20 protein-coding genes are annotated in these 16494 nt (G+C 60.9%); 13 read left to right on the top strand and 7 right to left on the bottom strand.

All coding sequences use genetic code 11. From position 1 onward, the window contains the following. Positions 1-39: 39 nt before the first annotated feature. Positions 40-735 (top strand): 7-cyano-7-deazaguanine synthase QueC, encoded by a 696-nt coding sequence (gene queC / locus ACZ5KU_RS18145; RefSeq protein WP_054064542.1) that lies wholly within the window; start codon positions 40-42, stop codon positions 733-735. A gap of 49 nt (positions 736-784) precedes the next feature. Here queC and ACZ5KU_RS18150 read toward each other — a convergent pair whose 3' ends face one another. Then, positions 785-1663, bottom strand: a complete 879-nt coding sequence (locus tag ACZ5KU_RS18150; RefSeq protein WP_464735942.1) for a queuosine precursor transporter — start codon at positions 1661-1663, stop codon at positions 785-787. Further along, positions 1656-2252 (bottom strand): helix-turn-helix transcriptional regulator, encoded by a 597-nt coding sequence (locus tag ACZ5KU_RS18155; RefSeq protein ID WP_464735943.1) that lies wholly within the window; start codon positions 2250-2252, stop codon positions 1656-1658. The genes ACZ5KU_RS18150 and ACZ5KU_RS18155 overlap by 8 nt, the downstream gene beginning before the upstream one ends. Before the next feature lie 428 nt (positions 2253-2680). Here ACZ5KU_RS18155 and ACZ5KU_RS18160 point away from each other — a divergent pair, with 428 nt between their 5' ends. The 10 genes from ACZ5KU_RS18160 (at position 2681) to ACZ5KU_RS18205 (ending at position 11431) form a co-directional block, all read left to right on the top strand. Further along, the gene (locus ACZ5KU_RS18160; RefSeq protein WP_054056949.1) at positions 2681-3016 is read left to right on the top strand and encodes a DUF6124 family protein; all 336 of its coding nucleotides are present in this window, start codon (positions 2681-2683) and stop codon (positions 3014-3016) included. A gap of 157 nt (positions 3017-3173) precedes the next feature. Continuing rightward, positions 3174-4034 carry a MurR/RpiR family transcriptional regulator gene (locus tag ACZ5KU_RS18165; RefSeq protein WP_464735944.1) on the top strand — a complete coding sequence of 287 codons (861 nt, stop codon included), beginning with the start codon at positions 3174-3176 and terminating at the stop codon, positions 4032-4034. Positions 4035-4069: 35 nt separating this feature from the next. Further along, the gene (gene ddpX, locus ACZ5KU_RS18170) at positions 4070-4609 is read left to right on the top strand and encodes a D-alanyl-D-alanine dipeptidase (protein WP_054056951.1); all 540 of its coding nucleotides are present in this window, start codon (positions 4070-4072) and stop codon (positions 4607-4609) included. 195 nt (positions 4610-4804) lie between these two features. After that, positions 4805-6385, top strand: a complete 1581-nt coding sequence (locus ACZ5KU_RS18175; protein ID WP_054056952.1) for an ABC transporter substrate-binding protein — start codon at positions 4805-4807, stop codon at positions 6383-6385. Positions 6386-6455: 70 nt separating this feature from the next. Then, positions 6456-7472, top strand: a complete 1017-nt coding sequence (locus tag ACZ5KU_RS18180) for an ABC transporter permease (protein WP_054056953.1) — start codon at positions 6456-6458, stop codon at positions 7470-7472. Between the two features lies 1 nt (position 7473). Further along, on the top strand, positions 7474-8355 hold the full coding sequence (gene ddpC, locus ACZ5KU_RS18185) for a D,D-dipeptide ABC transporter permease (protein ID WP_464735945.1): 882 nt from the start codon (positions 7474-7476) through the stop codon (positions 8353-8355). A 2-nt stretch (positions 8356-8357) separates the two neighbouring features. Beyond that, entirely contained in the window at positions 8358-9350 is a 993-nt protein-coding gene (locus ACZ5KU_RS18190; protein ID WP_416769258.1) for an ABC transporter ATP-binding protein, read from the top strand. Beyond that, positions 9347-10318: an oligopeptide/dipeptide ABC transporter ATP-binding protein gene (locus ACZ5KU_RS18195; RefSeq protein ID WP_054056956.1), complete on the top strand. Its 972-nt coding sequence runs from the start codon at positions 9347-9349 to the stop codon at positions 10316-10318. The genes ACZ5KU_RS18190 and ACZ5KU_RS18195 overlap by 4 nt, the downstream gene beginning before the upstream one ends. A 157-nt stretch (positions 10319-10475) precedes the next feature. Then, positions 10476-10982, top strand: a complete 507-nt coding sequence (locus ACZ5KU_RS18200) for a hypothetical protein (protein ID WP_054056957.1) — start codon at positions 10476-10478, stop codon at positions 10980-10982. Positions 10983-10990: 8 nt separating this feature from the next. After that, positions 10991-11431, top strand: a complete 441-nt coding sequence (locus ACZ5KU_RS18205) for a type II toxin-antitoxin system YafO family toxin (RefSeq protein ID WP_081005888.1) — start codon at positions 10991-10993, stop codon at positions 11429-11431. Positions 11432-11494: 63 nt separating this feature from the next. Here the strand turns inward: ACZ5KU_RS18205 and ACZ5KU_RS18210 are convergent, their stop codons facing one another. Further along, on the bottom strand, positions 11495-11842 hold the full coding sequence (locus tag ACZ5KU_RS18210; RefSeq protein ID WP_054056958.1) for a BON domain-containing protein: 348 nt from the start codon (positions 11840-11842) through the stop codon (positions 11495-11497). Positions 11843-12084: 242 nt separating this feature from the next. On the opposite strand from ACZ5KU_RS18210, the gene ACZ5KU_RS18215 reads away from it, so the two are divergent. Next, complete coding sequence (locus ACZ5KU_RS18215; protein WP_239687909.1) at positions 12085-12213, top strand: type II toxin-antitoxin system RelE/ParE family toxin; 129 nt, start codon at positions 12085-12087, stop codon at positions 12211-12213. Positions 12214-12390: 177 nt separating this feature from the next. Here the strand turns inward: ACZ5KU_RS18215 and ACZ5KU_RS18220 are convergent, their stop codons facing one another. Next, entirely contained in the window at positions 12391-13503 is a 1113-nt protein-coding gene (locus tag ACZ5KU_RS18220; protein WP_081005889.1) for a DJ-1/PfpI family protein, read from the bottom strand. Between the two features lie 87 nt (positions 13504-13590). Between ACZ5KU_RS18220 and ACZ5KU_RS18225 the strand changes: the two genes are divergently transcribed. Continuing rightward, a complete protein-coding gene (locus ACZ5KU_RS18225) occupies positions 13591-14607 on the top strand; it encodes a GlxA family transcriptional regulator (RefSeq protein ID WP_054056960.1) in 1017 nt (338 codons plus the stop codon). Positions 14608-14611: 4 nt separating this feature from the next. Here ACZ5KU_RS18225 and ACZ5KU_RS18230 read toward each other — a convergent pair whose 3' ends face one another. The 3 genes from ACZ5KU_RS18230 to ACZ5KU_RS18240 form a co-directional block, all read right to left on the bottom strand. Beyond that, on the bottom strand, positions 14612-15796 hold the full coding sequence (locus ACZ5KU_RS18230) for a sugar transporter (protein WP_054056961.1): 1185 nt from the start codon (positions 15794-15796) through the stop codon (positions 14612-14614). Between the two features lie 210 nt (positions 15797-16006). Then, entirely contained in the window at positions 16007-16168 is a 162-nt protein-coding gene (locus tag ACZ5KU_RS18235) for a hypothetical protein (protein WP_162491358.1), read from the bottom strand. A 30-nt stretch (positions 16169-16198) separates the two neighbouring features. Next, positions 16199-16408: a hypothetical protein gene (locus tag ACZ5KU_RS18240; protein WP_026145362.1), complete on the bottom strand. Its 210-nt coding sequence runs from the start codon at positions 16406-16408 to the stop codon at positions 16199-16201. Positions 16409-16494 lie beyond the last annotated feature (86 nt).

Consider the following 16494-nt stretch of genomic DNA (forward strand, 5'->3'; position numbering starts at 1 on the left):
GGGTCGACGCGAACCCACAACCGCCCAGGGATGAGCATAATGACCGAAAAAGCAGTAATCGTTTTCAGCGGTGGCCAGGACTCGACGACCTGTCTGATCCATGTCCGCCCCCTGTACGACGAAATCCATTGCATCACCTTCGATTATGGCCAACGCCACCGCGCCGAGATCGAAGTGGCGCGGCAACTGGCCAAACAATTGGGCGTCACCACGCACAAGGTATTGGACACCACGGTGTTGAACGAACTGGCCGTCAGCAGCCTGACCCGCGACGCCATACCGGTCCCTGCGGCCAACAGCCTGGCAGGCGGCGTGCCCAGCACGTTCGTGCCGGGCCGCAATATCCTGTTTCTGACACTCGCATCGATCCATGCCCACCAGCTCGGTGCACGAACCGTGGTCACCGGCGTCTGCGAGACGGACTTTTCCGGCTATCCGGATTGCCGTGACCACTTCATCAAGGCGCTGAACCCGGCCATTGAATTGGGCCTGGACTACCCGTTGCGGATCGAGACTCCGCTGATGTGGTTGAGCAAGGCCGAAACCTGGGCATTGGCGGACCACCACGGAGAGTTGGAGCGGATTCGGCGGGAGACCCTGACCTGCTACAGGGGCGTGAAAGGAGATGGCTGTGCCGAGTGTGATGCCTGCCATCTTCGCGCGAAGGGGCTGGAGCAATTCCTGGGTCATCGGCGCGAGGTCATGGGTAGCCTGAAAGAAAAACTGGGTCTCTGACGACACCCGCTCAAGGGGACGAGCCACTTCCATGGCTCGTCTTTCCCCCCTATGCCGGCCGAGCCTGGAAAACATAGCGTCTGAACAGTGCCCTGGCGCCATAGGCAGGCAGCACATTGAAGAAGGCAAAAAACATCTTTATGACAATCTGCACATAGATCAGATCCAGGATTTTCTCATTCGGCATCGTTCCGTAAAAAAGCACAAAGCAAAAAACAAAACTGTCTATGATCACGGCAAAAAAAGTACTGACAAACACGCGCAGGAAAAGAAACCTGGAGTTCGTAAGCCGCTTTATCCTGCATAACAGGTACGAGTTCACATACTCGGAAAACAGAAACGAAACCGAAGAAGCAATCAATGCCGAGGAAACATGGCCGATCACCTCACCGTAGGAGGCCCCAAGTGCCCAACCGGGCAGGCCCGGGGCCCAACTGGAAAGACTCAGCAGCAACAGGATGAAAGCATTGTTCACAAAAGCAAACAATATCGCCCGTCTTGCCAGCCTGAGCCCATAGGACTCATTCAACAGGTCCACGACCAGAAACGTCAGCGGATAGAGAAACACACCAGGGGTCACGACAACGTCCAGCGCTTCGACATGTATGAGCTTTGCCGCAGAGACATTGGTAAAAATGTAAATGGCGCATAAAGCCAGATTGAGGACCACATAGGTCATCCAGGAGCGCTCATTCCGGTCATTCATTTCGTAGGCCGTCAACACGGAGCCACCCGAATAGAATTTCCGGTAAACCTCCTTGATTTCAGACTTGTTCAAGTCATCCAGCATTTCACTTTTGAGCAGCTCATCCAGCCTCACCTTGATGACCCTGCCTGTAGAAATCAACATGACCACGGCGAGGCTCTTGTTATTTTCAAAACCCAATAACTTATACCTGCTGTTTTCGCTCTTCCTGTGCTCAACCATTGAACCGTTCCTCGATGATATCGCCCACCAGCAGAAATGCCGCAGAGTCCACAAGCGCCTCGCCCACCACCTGCAACTCGTTGGTTTCCCTTTCATAAACCAGCTTTTGCCCTTCGCTGCCAGACGCGCTCCTTCTGACGATCAGCAAGTCTCCCGGCTCATTGATGCCTCGAATACCATTTTCCAGAAGCACCCCGATCAGGTTGCAAGCCGCCCCGAAATAGTAGGTCAGTGGATGGCTGACGACCAACTCACCGATTCTCCTGTCAAGTTTATCGGGTAACGAGCGCTCCCTGATAATCGGCACCGCCGCCGGATTCATGTTTCCATGCAGGGAAACACTGTTTTCTACAACTTCCCTGCGTTCAAGGTCGACGGTTTCTATTTCCTGGTAGGAAACCCCAAAGAAGTCGGATATCTTGCGGATGGTCGATTGCTGGACGTTGACCACCCTACCTTCCAGAATATTGTAGATCGTCGTCCTGGTCAGCCCACTGGCACTGCATAACGACAACCTTGTCTCGCCGCGGCTCTTCATGAGGTATCTGATATTGTTCTTCAGATTCTCCACCTTGTCCCTTTTGTGCATACACACCACTTCCTTATCCTCGCAAAGACAACACATCTTCGTATATCAGCCGGAAAATCCTTTCAACCTGAAATCACCTTATACACACCACCCTGGAAAATCACCTTGATAACACCCCACGAATAACCAGACACCTTCCTACCACGATACCGCCGTCATCGAAACACCAGAACAACCTACACATCAAAACAAGAAAATCCTTACGGAAAAATATTACACCCACCCAACAAAAACAAACCTCCCACCCTTTTAATAGAATTACCTCACAGAACTTTCCTACGCCAACGGCTTATTTTTACCGATGTTCATTATTTTGATTAATTCAATGGAGTTTTTCTGGTAATAACTAGCGGTCCGTCCGCTCATGTGACTGCCATGCAATGCCGCTTGCCCATGAGTCCGACACCCACCCCGCAAGGAGCTCAAGCATGAAAAAGGCCACCCCCCACGCCCCGGAGTCGGACCGCCTCCTTTCCAGGTGCAACCCTCAAAGGTGTTCACAACCTGCGAGCCGCTGGCCGCCGCTCTTCACCGTAGTGCCAGATATCGACACCCGATCACTGCTCTGTCACGCCAGCGAGACCCTTGCCTCCTTGAACGTCATGACCACCGACCTGGCCAGCGAACTGGAAGGTTCACACCGCAGCGTCGTACTGGCGGTGCAGCAACTGACTGAGCTGGGGGAATTGCTGGTCAACCGGGCGTTGAACAATCTGGAGCCACCGGCAGGACTGTCTGAAGCCGTAGTGGAGAACCCATGCTGAATCCGGCTCGCCAGCCCAGATAGGACATCCGCTTTGCCCAGCCCCCCGATCAGCGCCTGAAAAAAGGCATTGTGCTATCTCGAAAAGCAATGTTATTTTCATAACAAGCAACATGAAAATGACATAGATATAACAACTCAGACGCTGGCACGCCGACATGTCCACGGAAAAAAACCGCTTCCTGCAGCAACTGGAGCAACAGTTCTCCAGCCTGACCCCGACCGGCAAGCGCATCGCCAGCTACCTGCTGGGCAACCCGGAACAGCTGCCGTTCGAGTCGGCCGACAGCATCGCCCAGCACGCCTCGACCACCGGCATATCCGTGGGGCGTTTCCTGCGTTCACTGGGTTACCAGAACATCGACGACGTGAAGAAGAGCCTGCGTGGCGAGGCTCCGGCGTCCTGGCTGATCACCGACCGCATCGGCGCCTTTCGGGCCGAGGCCAACCAGGGAGACGCCCTCGACCGCTCCATGCACCGCGAAATCGAGGCCATCGAGCATGCCTACGGTCTGGCACGCAGCGAGGCCTTTGCCCGGATCGTGCAGCGCATCCATGCAGCCGATGCCGTATTCATCCTGGGGATCCAGTCGACCCGCGGGATTCTCACCGCCTTCCACAACCACCTCGAATACATTCGCCCCAAGGTCTACTACGTCGACGGCCTCTCGGGCATCTATGCCGAAACGCTGAACTCCGGCTTCGCCAACCCCTACGCGATCATCGCCGACTTCCGCGCCTACTCCAGCGTGGCCCAGACCTTCTGCCAGGTGGCCAGGGACAACGACCTGCCCCTCGCGCTGATCACCGACCTGCAATGCCCCTGGGCCCGCGACCATGACCTGGACCTGCTGCAACTGAAAACCGATGTCGGCCAGTTCTGGGACTCCCTCGCACCACTGACCTGCCTGCTCAACCTGGTGGTCTCGGCGGTGGCGGAGAAGTACGGCGATCGACTCGACGAGCGCCTGGCCCGTAACCGCCAACTGCAGAAAGCCTTCGGCCAGTTCGAAGGTTGATTCAACGCCCAGCAAGTCCCAACCGGAGTGTTTGTGTGAACAGCAACCCCCTTGTAGAAATCGATGCCCGGCGCTACCAGGTGCAGATCGAAATGATCTACGCCAGCGCGGACAACCTGGCCGGGAAAGTGATCTACCCCACTGCCCGCTGCCGGCTGCACCGCGAAGCCGCCGAACGCCTGGAACTGGCCAGCCGGCTGGCCCGCCAGGCCGGCTACACCCTGCGCATCTATGACGCCTACCGGCCGCCCTACGCCCAACACCTGTTGTGGGAAGCGCTGCCGAACAACGACTACGTGCGCGACCCGCACCTTGGCTCGCACCACAGCCGTGGCGTGGCGGTGGACCTGACCCTGGTCGACAGCGACAACCAGCCGCTGGACATGGGCAGCGCCTTCGACACCATGGAAGAACGCTCCCATCAGTTCTACCCCGACCTGCCCGCCCTGGTGCAGCGCAATCGCCTGCTGTTGCTCGGCGTGATGCTCGCGGCCGGATTTCAGGCCATCGCCACCGAGTGGTGGCATTACGAGCTGCCCAATGCCGACGACTACCCCCTGCTGGAGGACGAATAGACAAACGCCCAGTAACCGTTCCAACCCGATACCAACGCGGCCAGAGAGCCTCGAACGCTACGCAGCACAGCCGCCTCAAAGGGGCTGAAAACAACAATAACCCGCGCGACTTACGCTTCACCTGCAACTGCCCGGTTATAGCTTTTATAAAAAACCTGACGAACTTCCATACATCGAATGATCAAGGAAACCGGCATGAACCCAATCGACACCGTGACCCGCAAGACCGTCCCCGGCACCGGCAAGCTGCTGCTGACCCTGCTGTGCAGCGCCCTGAGCCTCGGCGCCTGGCAGGCCACCAGCGCGGCCACGCCACAGGACACGCTGGTCATCGGCAAACCCGCCGACCCACAGACCCTCGACCCGGCGGTGACCTTCGACAACAACGACTGGACCATCACCTACCCGTCCTACCAGCGCCTGGTCGGCTACAAGGTCGAAGGCGACAGGAGCAGCACCGAGGTCCAGGGCGACCTGGCCGAAAGCTGGACCGTCTCCCCCGACAACCTGGTCTGGGAGTTCAAACTCAAGGCCGGCAACAAGTTCGATGACGGCGCACCGGTGGACGCCGCCGCCGTGAAGTTTTCCTTCGACCGCCTGATGACCCTCAAGCAAGGCCCGTCCGGCGCCTTCCCCGAGGACATGGTGGTCTCGGTGGTCGACCCGCAGACCATCCGTTTCACCCTGAAGACGCCGTTCGCGCCGTTCCTGTTCACCCTGGCCCACAACGGCGCCTCGATCATCAACCCGGACGTGGTGAACAAGAGCAGCGACGTCAACGCCTGGCTGTCCAGCCACACCGCCGGTTCCGGCCCCTTCCGCCTGAGCAACTGGCAGAAGGGCCAGTCGCTGACCCTGGAACCGAACAGCTATTTCGCCGGTGCCAGGCCGGCGCTGAAAAGCGTAATCATCAAGATCATCGCCGAGCCGTCGGTACGCCGCCTGCAACTGGAAAAAGGCGACCTGGACATCATCGAGGACATGCCCGAAGACCAGCTCAGCGTACTGGCCAAGAAGCCCGGGGTGGCGGTCAGGGAATTCCCGTCGCTGCGCGTGACCTACCTGTACCTGAACAACAAGAAGGGCCCGCTGACCAGCGTCGACGCCCGCCGTGGCATCACCGAGGCGGTGGACTACAGCGGTATCGTCAAGGGCATCCTCAAGGACAAGGCCAAGCTGATGAACGGGCCGATCCCGGATGGCATGTGGGCCTACGACAGCACCCTGCCGGCGATGAAGCAGGACCTCGCCGCCGCCAAGGCAAGCCTGGCCAAGGCCCCGCAGAAAGTCACCAACCTGAGCTACCTGTACTCCGACAAGGACCCGAACTGGGAACCGATCGGCCTGACGCTGCAGGCGGCGCTGGCCCCGCTGGGAGTCAACCTCAAGCTGGAAAAACTCGCCAACGCGACCCTGCGCGAGCGCGTCGGCCAGGCCGACTACGACATCGCCGCCGGCGCCTGGAGCCCGGACTTCGCCGATCCGTACATGTTCATGAATTTCTGGTTCGACTCCAGGATGCAGGGGCTGCAGGGCAACCGCTCGTTCTACAGCAACCCCGAGGTCGACAAGCTGATCCGTGAAGCGGCGGCCACCAGTGACACCGCCAAGCGCGTCGAGCTGTACCAGACGGCGCAGAAAAGGGTGCTCAAGGACAGCGTCTACGCCTACCTCTACCAGAAGAGCTACACCCTGCCGATGCGTGATTCGGTCAAGGGCTACGTGTTCAATCCGATGCTCGAACAGGTGTTCAACCTGGGCAGCATGAGCAAGTAAGCCTGCTCGCCCGCGCCGGTCGTTCGCGACTGGCGCGGCGTTCCCGTCGTTCGTGTGACTGAGGTGCCAGATGGCCTTCCTGACTCTGTTGCGCAAGCGCCTGCTCGGCCTGGTACTGGTCGTGTTCGGTGTTTCGCTGATTACCTTCGCAATTTCCCACCTGATCCCCGGGGACCCGGCCCGGCTGATCGCCGGCGATCGCGCCAGCGATGAACTGGTGGCCGGCATCCGCCACCAGTTGGGCCTGGACCTGCCGCTGTATCAACAATACGGCCGCTACCTGATGGACCTGCTGCACGGTGACCTGGGCACCTCGATCCGCACCAACCGGCCGGTGCTGGAAGACTTGCAGGCGTTCTTCCCCGCTACCCTGGAACTGGCGCTGGTGGCGCTGCTGTTGGCCATTCTCGTCGGCGTGCCGCTGGGCGTGCTGTCGGCGGTCTACCACAACCGCGCCATCGACCAGATCGCCCGCACCCTGGCGGTGACCGGCATTTCCACCCCGGCGTTCTGGCTGGGCCTGGGCACCATCGTGCTGTTCTACGGCCAACTCGGCTGGCTGCCCGGTGGCGGCCGTTTGTCCGAAGGGCTGACACCCCCACCGACCTTCACCGGTTTCTACCTGATCGACTCGCTGCTCGCCGGCGACGGCAGCCTGTTCGGCGATGCGCTGCAGCACCTGATCCTGCCCGCCGCCACCCTCGGTTTCGTGACCCTGGGCGTGGTCGCCCGGCAGATCCGCTCGGCGATGCTCGATCAACTCGGCGAGGACTACATCCGCACCGCCAGGGCCTATGGCCTGTCGCGCTGGACGGTGATCCTGCGCCATGCCCTGCCCAACGCGCTGATTCCTTCGGTCACCGTGCTCGGCCTGACCCTCGGCGATCTGCTCTACGGCGCCGTGCTGACCGAAACCGTGTTCGCCTGGCCCGGCATGGGCGCCTATGTGGTCAAGTCGATCCAGTCGCTGGATTTCCCGGCGGTGATGGGCTTCGCGATCCTGGTGTCCTTCATCTATGTGCTGCTGAACATGGCCATCGATCTTCTGTACCGCGTGATCGACCCACGCATCGGCGAGGTGAGCTGAAATGTCCGTCCTCTTGAGTACAACCCGCAGCCCGCGCTGGAGCGACACGTTCGCCTACCTGGCCTACCAGGTCCGCCGCAGCCCGCTGACCCTGGCGGGCCTTGCGATCACCTCCATCGTGCTGCTGTGCATGATCTTCGCGCCCTGGCTGGCCAGCCACGACCCCAATGCGCTGAACCTGGCCGAGCGCCTGGCCGAACCCTCGGCCGAGCACTGGTTCGGCACCGATGAAGTCGGCCGGGACCTCTTCAGCCGCGTGTTGTTCGGCAGCCAGCAGTCGGTCGGTGTCGGCCTGTTCGTGGCCTTTGCCTCGTGCCTGATCGGCGGCCTGCTGGGCTGCTTTTCCGGCGTCATTGGCGGCCGCTTCGACGCGCTGGTGATGCGCCTGATGGACATCATGCTCTCGGTACCCTCGCTGGTGCTGATCATGGCCCTGGCCGCCGCCCTGGGCGCCAGCCTGTTCAACGCCATGCTGGCGATCACCCTGGTGCGGATTCCGTCCTACGTGCGCCTGGCCCGCGGCCAATCCCTGAGCATCCGCCAGATGGGCTACGTCAAGGCCGCGCAGACCTTCGGCGCCAGGCGCTGGCACCTGGTGCACTGGCACGTGGCGCGCAATGCCATGCCGCCGTTGCTGGTGCAACTGAGCCTGGACATCGGCAGCGCCATCCTCATGGCCTCGGCGCTCGGTTTCATCGGCCTTGGCGCCCAGCAACCCACCGCCGAATGGGGCGCGATGGTCGCCACCGGGCGCAACTACATCCTCGACAACTGGTGGTATTCGACCTTTCCGGGCCTGGCGATCCTGATCACCGCCACCGGCTTCAACCTGCTCGGCGATGGCGTACGCGATCTGCTCGACCCACGGCAACAGGGGAAATGACCATGCCCACACCCGCTCCCATCCTGGCCATCGACAACCTGAGCCTGGAGTTCCCGGCCTACAAAAACAACGTCAAGGCGCTCAACGGCGTCACCCTGCACGTCAATCCCGGCGAGATCGTCGGCGTGGTCGGCGAGTCCGGCTCGGGCAAGTCGGTCACCGCCATGCTCAGCATGCGCCTGCTGCCCGAACGCAGCTACCGCATCACCGCCGGCAGCCTGAGCATGCTCCAGCGCGACATGCTCGCCGCGTCCGAAAAGGATCTGCTGCACATTCGTGGCCGCGATGCGGCGATGATCTTCCAGGAACCGATGACCGCCCTGAACCCGACCCGGCGCATCGGCCGGCAGATGCTCGACGTGATCATCCACCACCAGAAGATCAGCGCCGCCGAGGCCCGCCAGAAGGCCATCGCCCTGCTGCGCGACATGCACATCGCCAGCCCCGAGCAGGTGCTGGACGCCTACCCCTTCGAACTGTCCGGCGGCATGCGCCAACGGGTGATGATCGCCCTGGCGTTCTCCTGCGAACCGCAGTTGCTGATCGCCGACGAGCCGACCACGGCGCTCGATGTCACCGTACAACGCCAGGTGCTGCTGTTGCTGCGCGAGAAGGCCCGGCAGAAAGGCACCGCCATCCTGCTGATCACCCATGACATGGCACTGGTCTCGCAGTTCTGCGACCGGGTCTATGTGATGTACACCGGGGCCGTGGTCGAACAGGGCAACACCGCCGAGGTGATGGGCAATCCGCAGCATCCGTACACCCGCGGCCTGCTCAGCGGCCTGCCGGAGATGGTCGAACCGGGCCAGCCGCTGCAGACCATTCCCGGGCAGGTACCGAACCTGGCCGCCCTGCCCGAGGGCTGCACCTTCGGCGAACGCTGCCCACATCGCATGCCCGCCTGCGCCCAGCGTCCCTCCCTCACCCCCATCAACGGCAACGAGCAACGCAAGAGCGCCTGCTGGCTGCCGGCCAAGGAGCTGTCGCAATGAACAGTGCCATCATTCATCCGCGGCCGGAAACGGCACCCGAGATCCTGCGGCTCGACGACGTCCGTGTGCGCTTCCCGGTGAGCAGCGACTGGCTCGGCCGCCCACGGGGCTACGCCCATGCGCTGAACGGCATCGACCTGCAGGTCCGGGCAGGCGAAACCCTCGGTATTGTCGGCGAGTCGGGCTGCGGCAAAAGCACCCTGGCGCAGTTGCTGATGGGCCTGATCGCCCCCAGCAGCGGCGCCCTGAACTGGCCCGAGCACGACAACGGCAAGGCCGGGCACAACGTGCAGATCGTCTTCCAGGATCCGCAGTCGTCCCTCGACCCGCGCCTGCCGATCTGGCGCATCATCACCGAACCGCTGTATGCCCGCGGCCACCAGTCCCGCGAACAGATGCGCGAAGTCGCCGCCAAGGTCGCGTCCCAGGTGGGCATACGCCCGGAATACCTCGATCGCTTCCCGCACCAGTTCTCCGGCGGCCAGCGCCAGCGGATCGCCATTGCCCGTGCACTGTCCTCGGACCCGGACATCATCGTCCTCGACGAACCGACCTCGGCCCTGGACATCTCCGTGCAGGCGCAAATCCTCAACCTGCTGGCGGAACTGCAACGCGCGCGCCAGCTGACCTACATCCTGATCTCCCACAACGTCTCGGTGGTGCGGCACATGGCCGATCGGGTGGCCGTGATGTACCTGGGGCAGATCGTCGAACTGGGCAGCGCCGCCAAAGTGCTGGACACGCCGCGGCATCCGTACACCCGCCTGCTGTTCGAGGCGGTGCCACGCCTGGGTGTGCCGCTACAGGCCGACCAGGTGGCGGCGCCGACCGAGCTGCCGGGCAATCGGCGACTGCCGCAGGGGTGTTTCTTTCGCGAGCGCTGCCGGATCTGCACCGTGGGCTGTGAGAAACCCCAGGTCATGGTGGGCTCGGAACAGCAACGGGTCCGGTGTCATATCCAGCGCTGATCGAGGGACCAACCGGGCTGATCTACACTGAGCGTCAGGAACTGCAGATTATCGGTTTTTCATTTCATGCCATGTCCAGTCGTTGTACTAGTGAAGTGCAGAACCGATAATCACCCTCTGAATTTCTGTACAAATGCCATCGTCCCGTGGAGGCCCCATGTCTATCAAAGCGGCAGCACCGACAGCGCTCATTGTCGCGGCTCTCGCCTTGGTCGGTGATTACACCAACCTTTCGGGAAAAAGCTCATCGTCATCGACAAGGGAATCCATGGTCGAGAAGCCAACCCTTAGCGACCTGCAGAGGGTGATAACCGGGCTGACGAAGGGCTGGCAGGAACTGGATACCGTATTTTCGGGAAACATCACCTCACTGGCCTCATCGACAACATTTGACGATGAGCGGTTCTTGAGGAATATCGAGTTGCTGAAAGCTACTCGACAGTTGGAGGATGACCTCAGAAAGGCACAAGTACCCTTGGCCCTTACTGACGACCATGAGGCACTTCGTAGAGCAGTAGCCAAGGTCAGAACCCGACTTGCCACGATCGACAGCTTGTACAAGCAATTCTTCTCACGCCCTGAGGAGTTCGAAAGCAAACTCTCCCCCTCTGCACTTCGAGATCTTGCTGAGCACACCAGCCATCGGTTAAGAGAATTGACCTAAGGGATTGAATGGCAGTCGAGGTTTCCTTCCACCCCAAAACGTTTGCAGAATTCTTTGAACCTGTTGACGCCCAGCATCCTGGATTTTCCTCTGCCTTGAAGAACGAGTTTGAGCGCTACATCGGGTCAAACCGGTCGTGCTTACCCTCTATTTTTGGAAGAGATGCACCCTACACCCAGCCCTCACTCGCGCTCCAGGCATGCATGATGCACATCCATGTCAGAATTCCACCGGCCAGATTTCGTGAGGGCACCCCTCAGCGAGATAGAGTTTGCAAAGCGGGTCGGCCAGGCGAGGATGCTGCGCTCGTATACGTGCCTGGAGAGCTGTATGAAAGCAGATATCTGATTCTGGCCTTCCTTTGGCCTGATGCGCACGGCAAAGCTCGAAACCAGGCAGCCATGAAGTACCTGGCCCGCTTGGCCAAGGAATGGCGAGAGAAAAACTGACGGATCACCCCGCAGGCAGGAACGCCTGGTAATCAACGTTCCTGCCCGGATTAACCGAAGAGATCATTCGTCCTTGCGCGGCGGCATTGGCGAACGGTACTCGCTGCTCTCTTCCGCATTCGGCGGCTGCATCGAGCCCGTCGGCATGAACACGTGGGTCAGCAGTTCATGGGCATCGACGTCGAGGACACCGGGCACCCGGTGCACAAGGTCGACCACCCGCTCATACTGGCGATGATTCATCACCCGCCCACTCAGGGACACCATCCCGGCATGGGTTTTCACATGGATGTGCAGGCTCTGGGCGGAATCCGCCATGGCCAGGGCGGACTTGACCCGGGCGGTGGTCCAGGTGTCGTGCACGGCCATGCCCAGATCATGGGATAGATGCTGCAGGGATGGTTGTTTCATGGCAGAACCCTCTGTCGGTTGCAGACGTACTGTTCATGCCCAGGGTGTGGTTGTGGAGTACGCGCCGCAGCCGCACCAACACTCAATCAGTATAGTGTGTGGCGTCGGGGAGCATGACGCGGCCGGCCAGGCGGCGCAGCGCCAGGGCAAGGCCTGCCACTCTCCTGAAGAGTCCGATGCAGTCACACGGAACAGGCTTCAAATCATACCCGTTACGGGTATACCTAATGGATCGAGCCCGCATGATCACTCTCAAGCGCAAAGACTTTTCGCGCTGGCAAACAGGCGAAAAGCAGTCCGATGCGATCTTGTGCAAAGCCGTCATGGAGATGGAAAAGGGACTGATCGATGCAGACTTGGGAAATCATTGAATCCCTACGTGGCGATCTCGCTCGTGCGCAAGTGGGAGCAAGCCGATACACGCCCTGCCGGGCCGGCCCTCAAACTGCTCAACATCATTTGCGGACAAAGGATTTGCAAGCAATCGAGTTCGAAGACGCTGATCCCTCGAATTGATTCGAAGATGGGCTCGTTGGCCGCCCTGAACCTCACTTTTTGACATACTCAAGCTGAAGGGCCACAAAATCAGCTGTCGCCGCACCGTAACGACTGGCAATGCCTTCCAACGCAAGATCCAGCGCGCCCGCCGCTGCACCGGTATGGGGGGCAAACGTTGGCTGGCCGGAACCTGCAAGCACCTCAGGCAGCAACAGCAAGCCATGCCTTGAATGAACGCTTGTACGGGTACTGCTCGCCAGCGCATGGGAACGGTAGGTACGTGACCAGGCATCGGCGGTCAGCGCCAGCGCGATCTCATCGTAGCCCTCCTCCACCGGCACCTCGACCGTCTCATCCCTCCAGAAGGCGAACAGGTTTGCCAACGCGACAAAACCCAGACCCGTCGTCAACTTGAATTGGCTGCTGTCGTGGGCTGGCCCCCATGAATCCACACCCAGGCGCCTGGCCGTAACATCGGCTGCCGAGCGGCCTGCGACGGCCTCGACCAGCGCCAAAGACGCCGGAATCGACGCACTCACACCCGTGGTCGTCATCACGTTGCGATCGGCCACGTAACGGCGACCCTGCACCCAGGTGGTGTCTGGGTACTGCCGCTTGAGCGAGGCCAGCGAATACCAGTGTGAAGTCGCAACCCGGTCGCGCAACAGTCCAGCATTGGCCAGCACCCAGGCGCCGTCGCAAATCGAGACGATCCGCGCACCCGCGCTTGCCTGTTTGCGCACCCAGGCAAGCAGCGCCGGGTCATCCGCGCGGTGCATGGCTGGCACCACAAGAATGTCGGCGCCCTCCGGCGTGGCAAGGTCGAACTCGGCGGTGGTCATCTGCGCCTGGATCTCGAGTGCCGGCATCAACTTTACCCTGCCAGGCCGGGTCGATACGGCGATCACCTCCATCACCCCGGACTCCTTGAGCACGCCATAAGGCACCAGAAAATCGGTGGTCTCGGTACCCGCGTTGTCAGCCAGCACCACCGCAAGCGGGCGACTGCGCCCCGGCTTGGGCGCCGGCACCTGGATCAGTCTCCCCACATCATCGCGAACCACCTGTTTCGGGGACTCGGAATGCGACGGAACGGAGCAGGCCACCAGCAGCAATAATCCCAATGCGAGTACCACGATTGCGCTACGGTGGGCGTGCGTCATGAAGCGTCTCTTCTGCCTGATTGCTCGCCAGGAAAATTACACGCACCATGACGTGACCAAAAGGTCAATTCAGTCGCATTTTCCGCCATGACTTATCTGCAACGAAAAACCCGCACGGTCGCCGTCGTCGGCTTCGACGGTGTTCAGTCACTGGACGTAGTCGGGCCGATGGAAGTATTCGCCGTCGCCAATCGCCACAGCCCTGCCGAGGTGGCTCCATATGAGGTCGTACTGGCCTCGACCGATGGCCATGAGATCGCCACCCACGCCGGTTTTCGACTCGCTGGAGCCATCGCCCTTGCTGACCTACCCGCAGAATTGGACACGATCATCATTGCCGGAGGTAGTGAGGATGCGCTGCGTAGTGCTGCTTGCGAAGACGGAGTTTTGCCCTGGTTACGCGAGCGCTCCACCCAGACAAGACGCATCGCCAGCGTCTGTACAGGCGCCTTCGTACTGGCGGCAGCGGGCTTTCTCGACAATCGTCGCGCGACCACCCACTGGAACGCCTGCGAGTTGCTGAAGGCACTCAGACCCGCGATTCACGTCGAGCCGGATGCGATCTATGTCGCCCAACCACCTTTTTACACGTCGGCCGGTGTCACGGCAGGGATCGACTTGTGCCTATCACTGGTAGAAGCCGACTGTGGGGCGGCTGTCGCCCTGGCCGTTGCCCGTGAGCTGGTGCTCTATATGCGTCGACCAGGCGGGCAGTCGCAGTTCAGTGCCGGACTGAAGGTTCCAGCGAACGCAACACCGCGCTTGCGCTCGTTGATAGCCGAAATCATCGACGACCCCAGTGGGGACCTCAGCGGTCCGGCGCTGGCTCAACGGGCCGGTATGAGTGAAAGAACGCTGTCGCGGATGTTCCGCAAGGAAACAGGCCATCCACCGGGCTACTTCATCGAAACCGCTCGCGTCGACCGGGCCAAGCTATTGCTCGAAACATCGGAGTGGCCATTGGCAAGAATTGCCGATCGCGCCGGTTTCGGCAGCCTGGACGCCCTGCACAGGGCGTTTCTCAAACGTGTAGGCGCAACGCCGGGCTTCTATCGTGAGCGATTTGGAGCACAACGCGCTGACCGGGGCCCACCCGACTACTGAGACCCTAGCCCTGGGCACCCTTGAGTGAGTGGCGGTACAGCGACACGCAGTAAAGCGCCAACGCCACACCCGCCAGCGCACCGCCGACCACGCCGATGTAGGAAAACCCCAGCTGCCGCCCTACCCAGCTCCCCACCAGCGCCCCACCGCCAATGCCGATGTTGTAGATCCCGGAAAACATCGCCATGGCCACGTCGGTGGCGTCCGGCGCCAGTTCCAGCACCTTGCGCTGCAGCGACAGGCCAAAGCCCATGATCGCCACGCCCCAGAACACGCTCAGCACACTCAGTGCCGAAACATTGCCACTCAACGGCAACAGCAGGAGCAGGCAAACAGTCAGCAACGAGGTCACCACCAGCAGAAACGGCTGCGGGTGTTGCCGGTTGAACCTGCTGAACAGCCACGAGCCCAGGACTCCGGCACCCCCGAACAGCAGCAGGATCAGGGTGACCACCTCGCCACTCATGCCCGCCACGGTCTTGATGAACGGTTCGACATAACTGTAGGCAGTGAATTGCGCAGTGATTACCGATGCCGTCAGGCAGTAGACCGCCACCAGCGCCGGGCGCTTGAACAGCACCGGCAGGCTTCTCAGCGACCCCGAGTTCTGGCTCGGCAGCAACGGCAGGGTTTTCCCGAGCCAGAGCACCAGGCCGCCAGCCAATACGGCAATCACCAGGAACGTCGTACGCCAACCCATGGCTTCGCCCAGCAACCGGCCCAGCGGAATCCCCAGCACCATCGCCATGGACGTCCCGGTCGACAACAACCCCAACGCCTGCACCTGCTTGCCCGCCGGCGCCACCCGTACCGCCAGGGACGCGGTGATGGACCAGAACAATGCGTGGGCCAGGGCAATGCCGATCCGGCTCACCAGCAGGACGCCGAAACTGCTGGCGATGCTCGACAGTACATGGCTGGCAATGAACAACCCGAACAGAACGATCAGCAGCTTGCGTCGCTCGACGTTACGGGTCAGCAGCATCATCGGCAGCGAAGTCAGCGACACCACCCAGGCGTAGATGGTCAGCATCAGGCCGACCTGTGCGGTCGACATGTCGAAGCTCTCGCCGATGGCACTCAACAGCCCGACCGGCACGAATTCGGTGGTGTTGAAGACAAAGGCGGCCAGGGCCAGGGCGATCACCTGTTGCCAGTTGCCGGTGTTTTCAGTTGCTGGGGTGGTCATTTGCCAATCCGTCTTACGCTATCGAGGATCGGGCCATCGACGGCTCAGGGGCCCGACGCCCGAAGAAAAGCAGGTGAAGCCTGGGTGACGCACAGGGTGCAAGGCTCGCTCCCTGAGGCAGCTCGATGGCTGGAAACTGACGAGCATGCCCCGGTCACGTTGCAACATAACAGTTGTACTGCCTCGCAGATAGGACAGTGGCAGCGATACTCAAGCGCCTGACCCATACCAGGCATTGAGCAGCACCAGTTCCACGAAGGCTACACACGCCGCGAAAATCAGGAATCCCGGAGAAAACACGCGTTTTCTGCGATGGTTCGAACCGTCCGGCAGATTCAGAATCCCGGCGATCAGATCAAGTAGCTCGCTCATGTGCATCCATAGCGCGGGTTCCTCCTGTTTTCAGTGCAGCGTCGCCGCGCGACGACTCTGGCCGATCCGGATGCGGTCCAGCGCACGATTCAAGGCGTCCAGGGCATTGAGCAGCGCCTGGGCCTCTGCTTCCCGACCATCACCCCAAAGGCGTTCGGCCATTTTGTTCAGGGCCTGGATCGACTTTTCGATATCGGCCGCTGTCGCTGCCGAGCTACCTGCCAGCTGTGTCTTGGGCATTTTTCGAACTTCGATTGAGGAGGGATGGAGTTTTTTACCACGCCAGGCCCGCTACTGAAAGTAAGACACGTTTGTCTTCCTGGCGA

It is taken from the genome of Pseudomonas sp. Tof1, assembly GCF_055390395.1.

What these genes read in the sequence shown, in the direction of transcription:
- ddpC (WP_464735945.1), top strand. Translation starts at nt 7,474, where the DNA reads ATGTCCGTCCTCTTGAGTACAACCCGCAGCCCGCGCTGGAGCGACACG.
- ACZ5KU_RS18175 (WP_054056952.1), top strand. Translation starts at nt 4,805, where the DNA reads ATGAACCCAATCGACACCGTGACCCGCAAGACCGTCCCCGGCACCGGC.
- ACZ5KU_RS18210 (WP_054056958.1), bottom strand. Translation starts at nt 11,842, where the DNA reads ATGAAACAACCATCCCTGCAGCATCTATCCCATGATCTGGGCATGGCC.
- ACZ5KU_RS18160 (WP_054056949.1), top strand. Translation starts at nt 2,681, where the DNA reads ATGAAAAAGGCCACCCCCCACGCCCCGGAGTCGGACCGCCTCCTTTCC.
- ACZ5KU_RS18235 (WP_162491358.1), bottom strand. Translation starts at nt 16,168, where the DNA reads ATGAGCGAGCTACTTGATCTGATCGCCGGGATTCTGAATCTGCCGGAC.
- ACZ5KU_RS18220 (WP_081005889.1), bottom strand. Translation starts at nt 13,503, where the DNA reads ATGACGCACGCCCACCGTAGCGCAATCGTGGTACTCGCATTGGGATTA.
- ACZ5KU_RS18195 (WP_054056956.1), top strand. Translation starts at nt 9,347, where the DNA reads ATGAACAGTGCCATCATTCATCCGCGGCCGGAAACGGCACCCGAGATC.
- ACZ5KU_RS18155 (WP_464735943.1), bottom strand. Translation starts at nt 2,252, where the DNA reads ATGCACAAAAGGGACAAGGTGGAGAATCTGAAGAACAATATCAGATAC.
- ACZ5KU_RS18240 (WP_026145362.1), bottom strand. Translation starts at nt 16,408, where the DNA reads ATGCCCAAGACACAGCTGGCAGGTAGCTCGGCAGCGACAGCGGCCGAT.
- ACZ5KU_RS18215 (WP_239687909.1), top strand. Translation starts at nt 12,085, where the DNA reads ATGATCACTCTCAAGCGCAAAGACTTTTCGCGCTGGCAAACAGGCGAA.
- ACZ5KU_RS18200 (WP_054056957.1), top strand. Translation starts at nt 10,476, where the DNA reads ATGTCTATCAAAGCGGCAGCACCGACAGCGCTCATTGTCGCGGCTCTC.
- ACZ5KU_RS18165 (WP_464735944.1), top strand. Translation starts at nt 3,174, where the DNA reads ATGTCCACGGAAAAAAACCGCTTCCTGCAGCAACTGGAGCAACAGTTC.
- ACZ5KU_RS18180 (WP_054056953.1), top strand. Translation starts at nt 6,456, where the DNA reads ATGGCCTTCCTGACTCTGTTGCGCAAGCGCCTGCTCGGCCTGGTACTG.
- queC (WP_054064542.1), top strand. Translation starts at nt 40, where the DNA reads ATGACCGAAAAAGCAGTAATCGTTTTCAGCGGTGGCCAGGACTCGACG.
- ACZ5KU_RS18150 (WP_464735942.1), bottom strand. Translation starts at nt 1,663, where the DNA reads ATGGTTGAGCACAGGAAGAGCGAAAACAGCAGGTATAAGTTATTGGGT.
- ACZ5KU_RS18190 (WP_416769258.1), top strand. Translation starts at nt 8,358, where the DNA reads ATGCCCACACCCGCTCCCATCCTGGCCATCGACAACCTGAGCCTGGAG.
- ACZ5KU_RS18225 (WP_054056960.1), top strand. Translation starts at nt 13,591, where the DNA reads ATGACTTATCTGCAACGAAAAACCCGCACGGTCGCCGTCGTCGGCTTC.
- ACZ5KU_RS18205 (WP_081005888.1), top strand. Translation starts at nt 10,991, where the DNA reads ATGGCAGTCGAGGTTTCCTTCCACCCCAAAACGTTTGCAGAATTCTTT.
- ACZ5KU_RS18230 (WP_054056961.1), bottom strand. Translation starts at nt 15,796, where the DNA reads ATGACCACCCCAGCAACTGAAAACACCGGCAACTGGCAACAGGTGATC.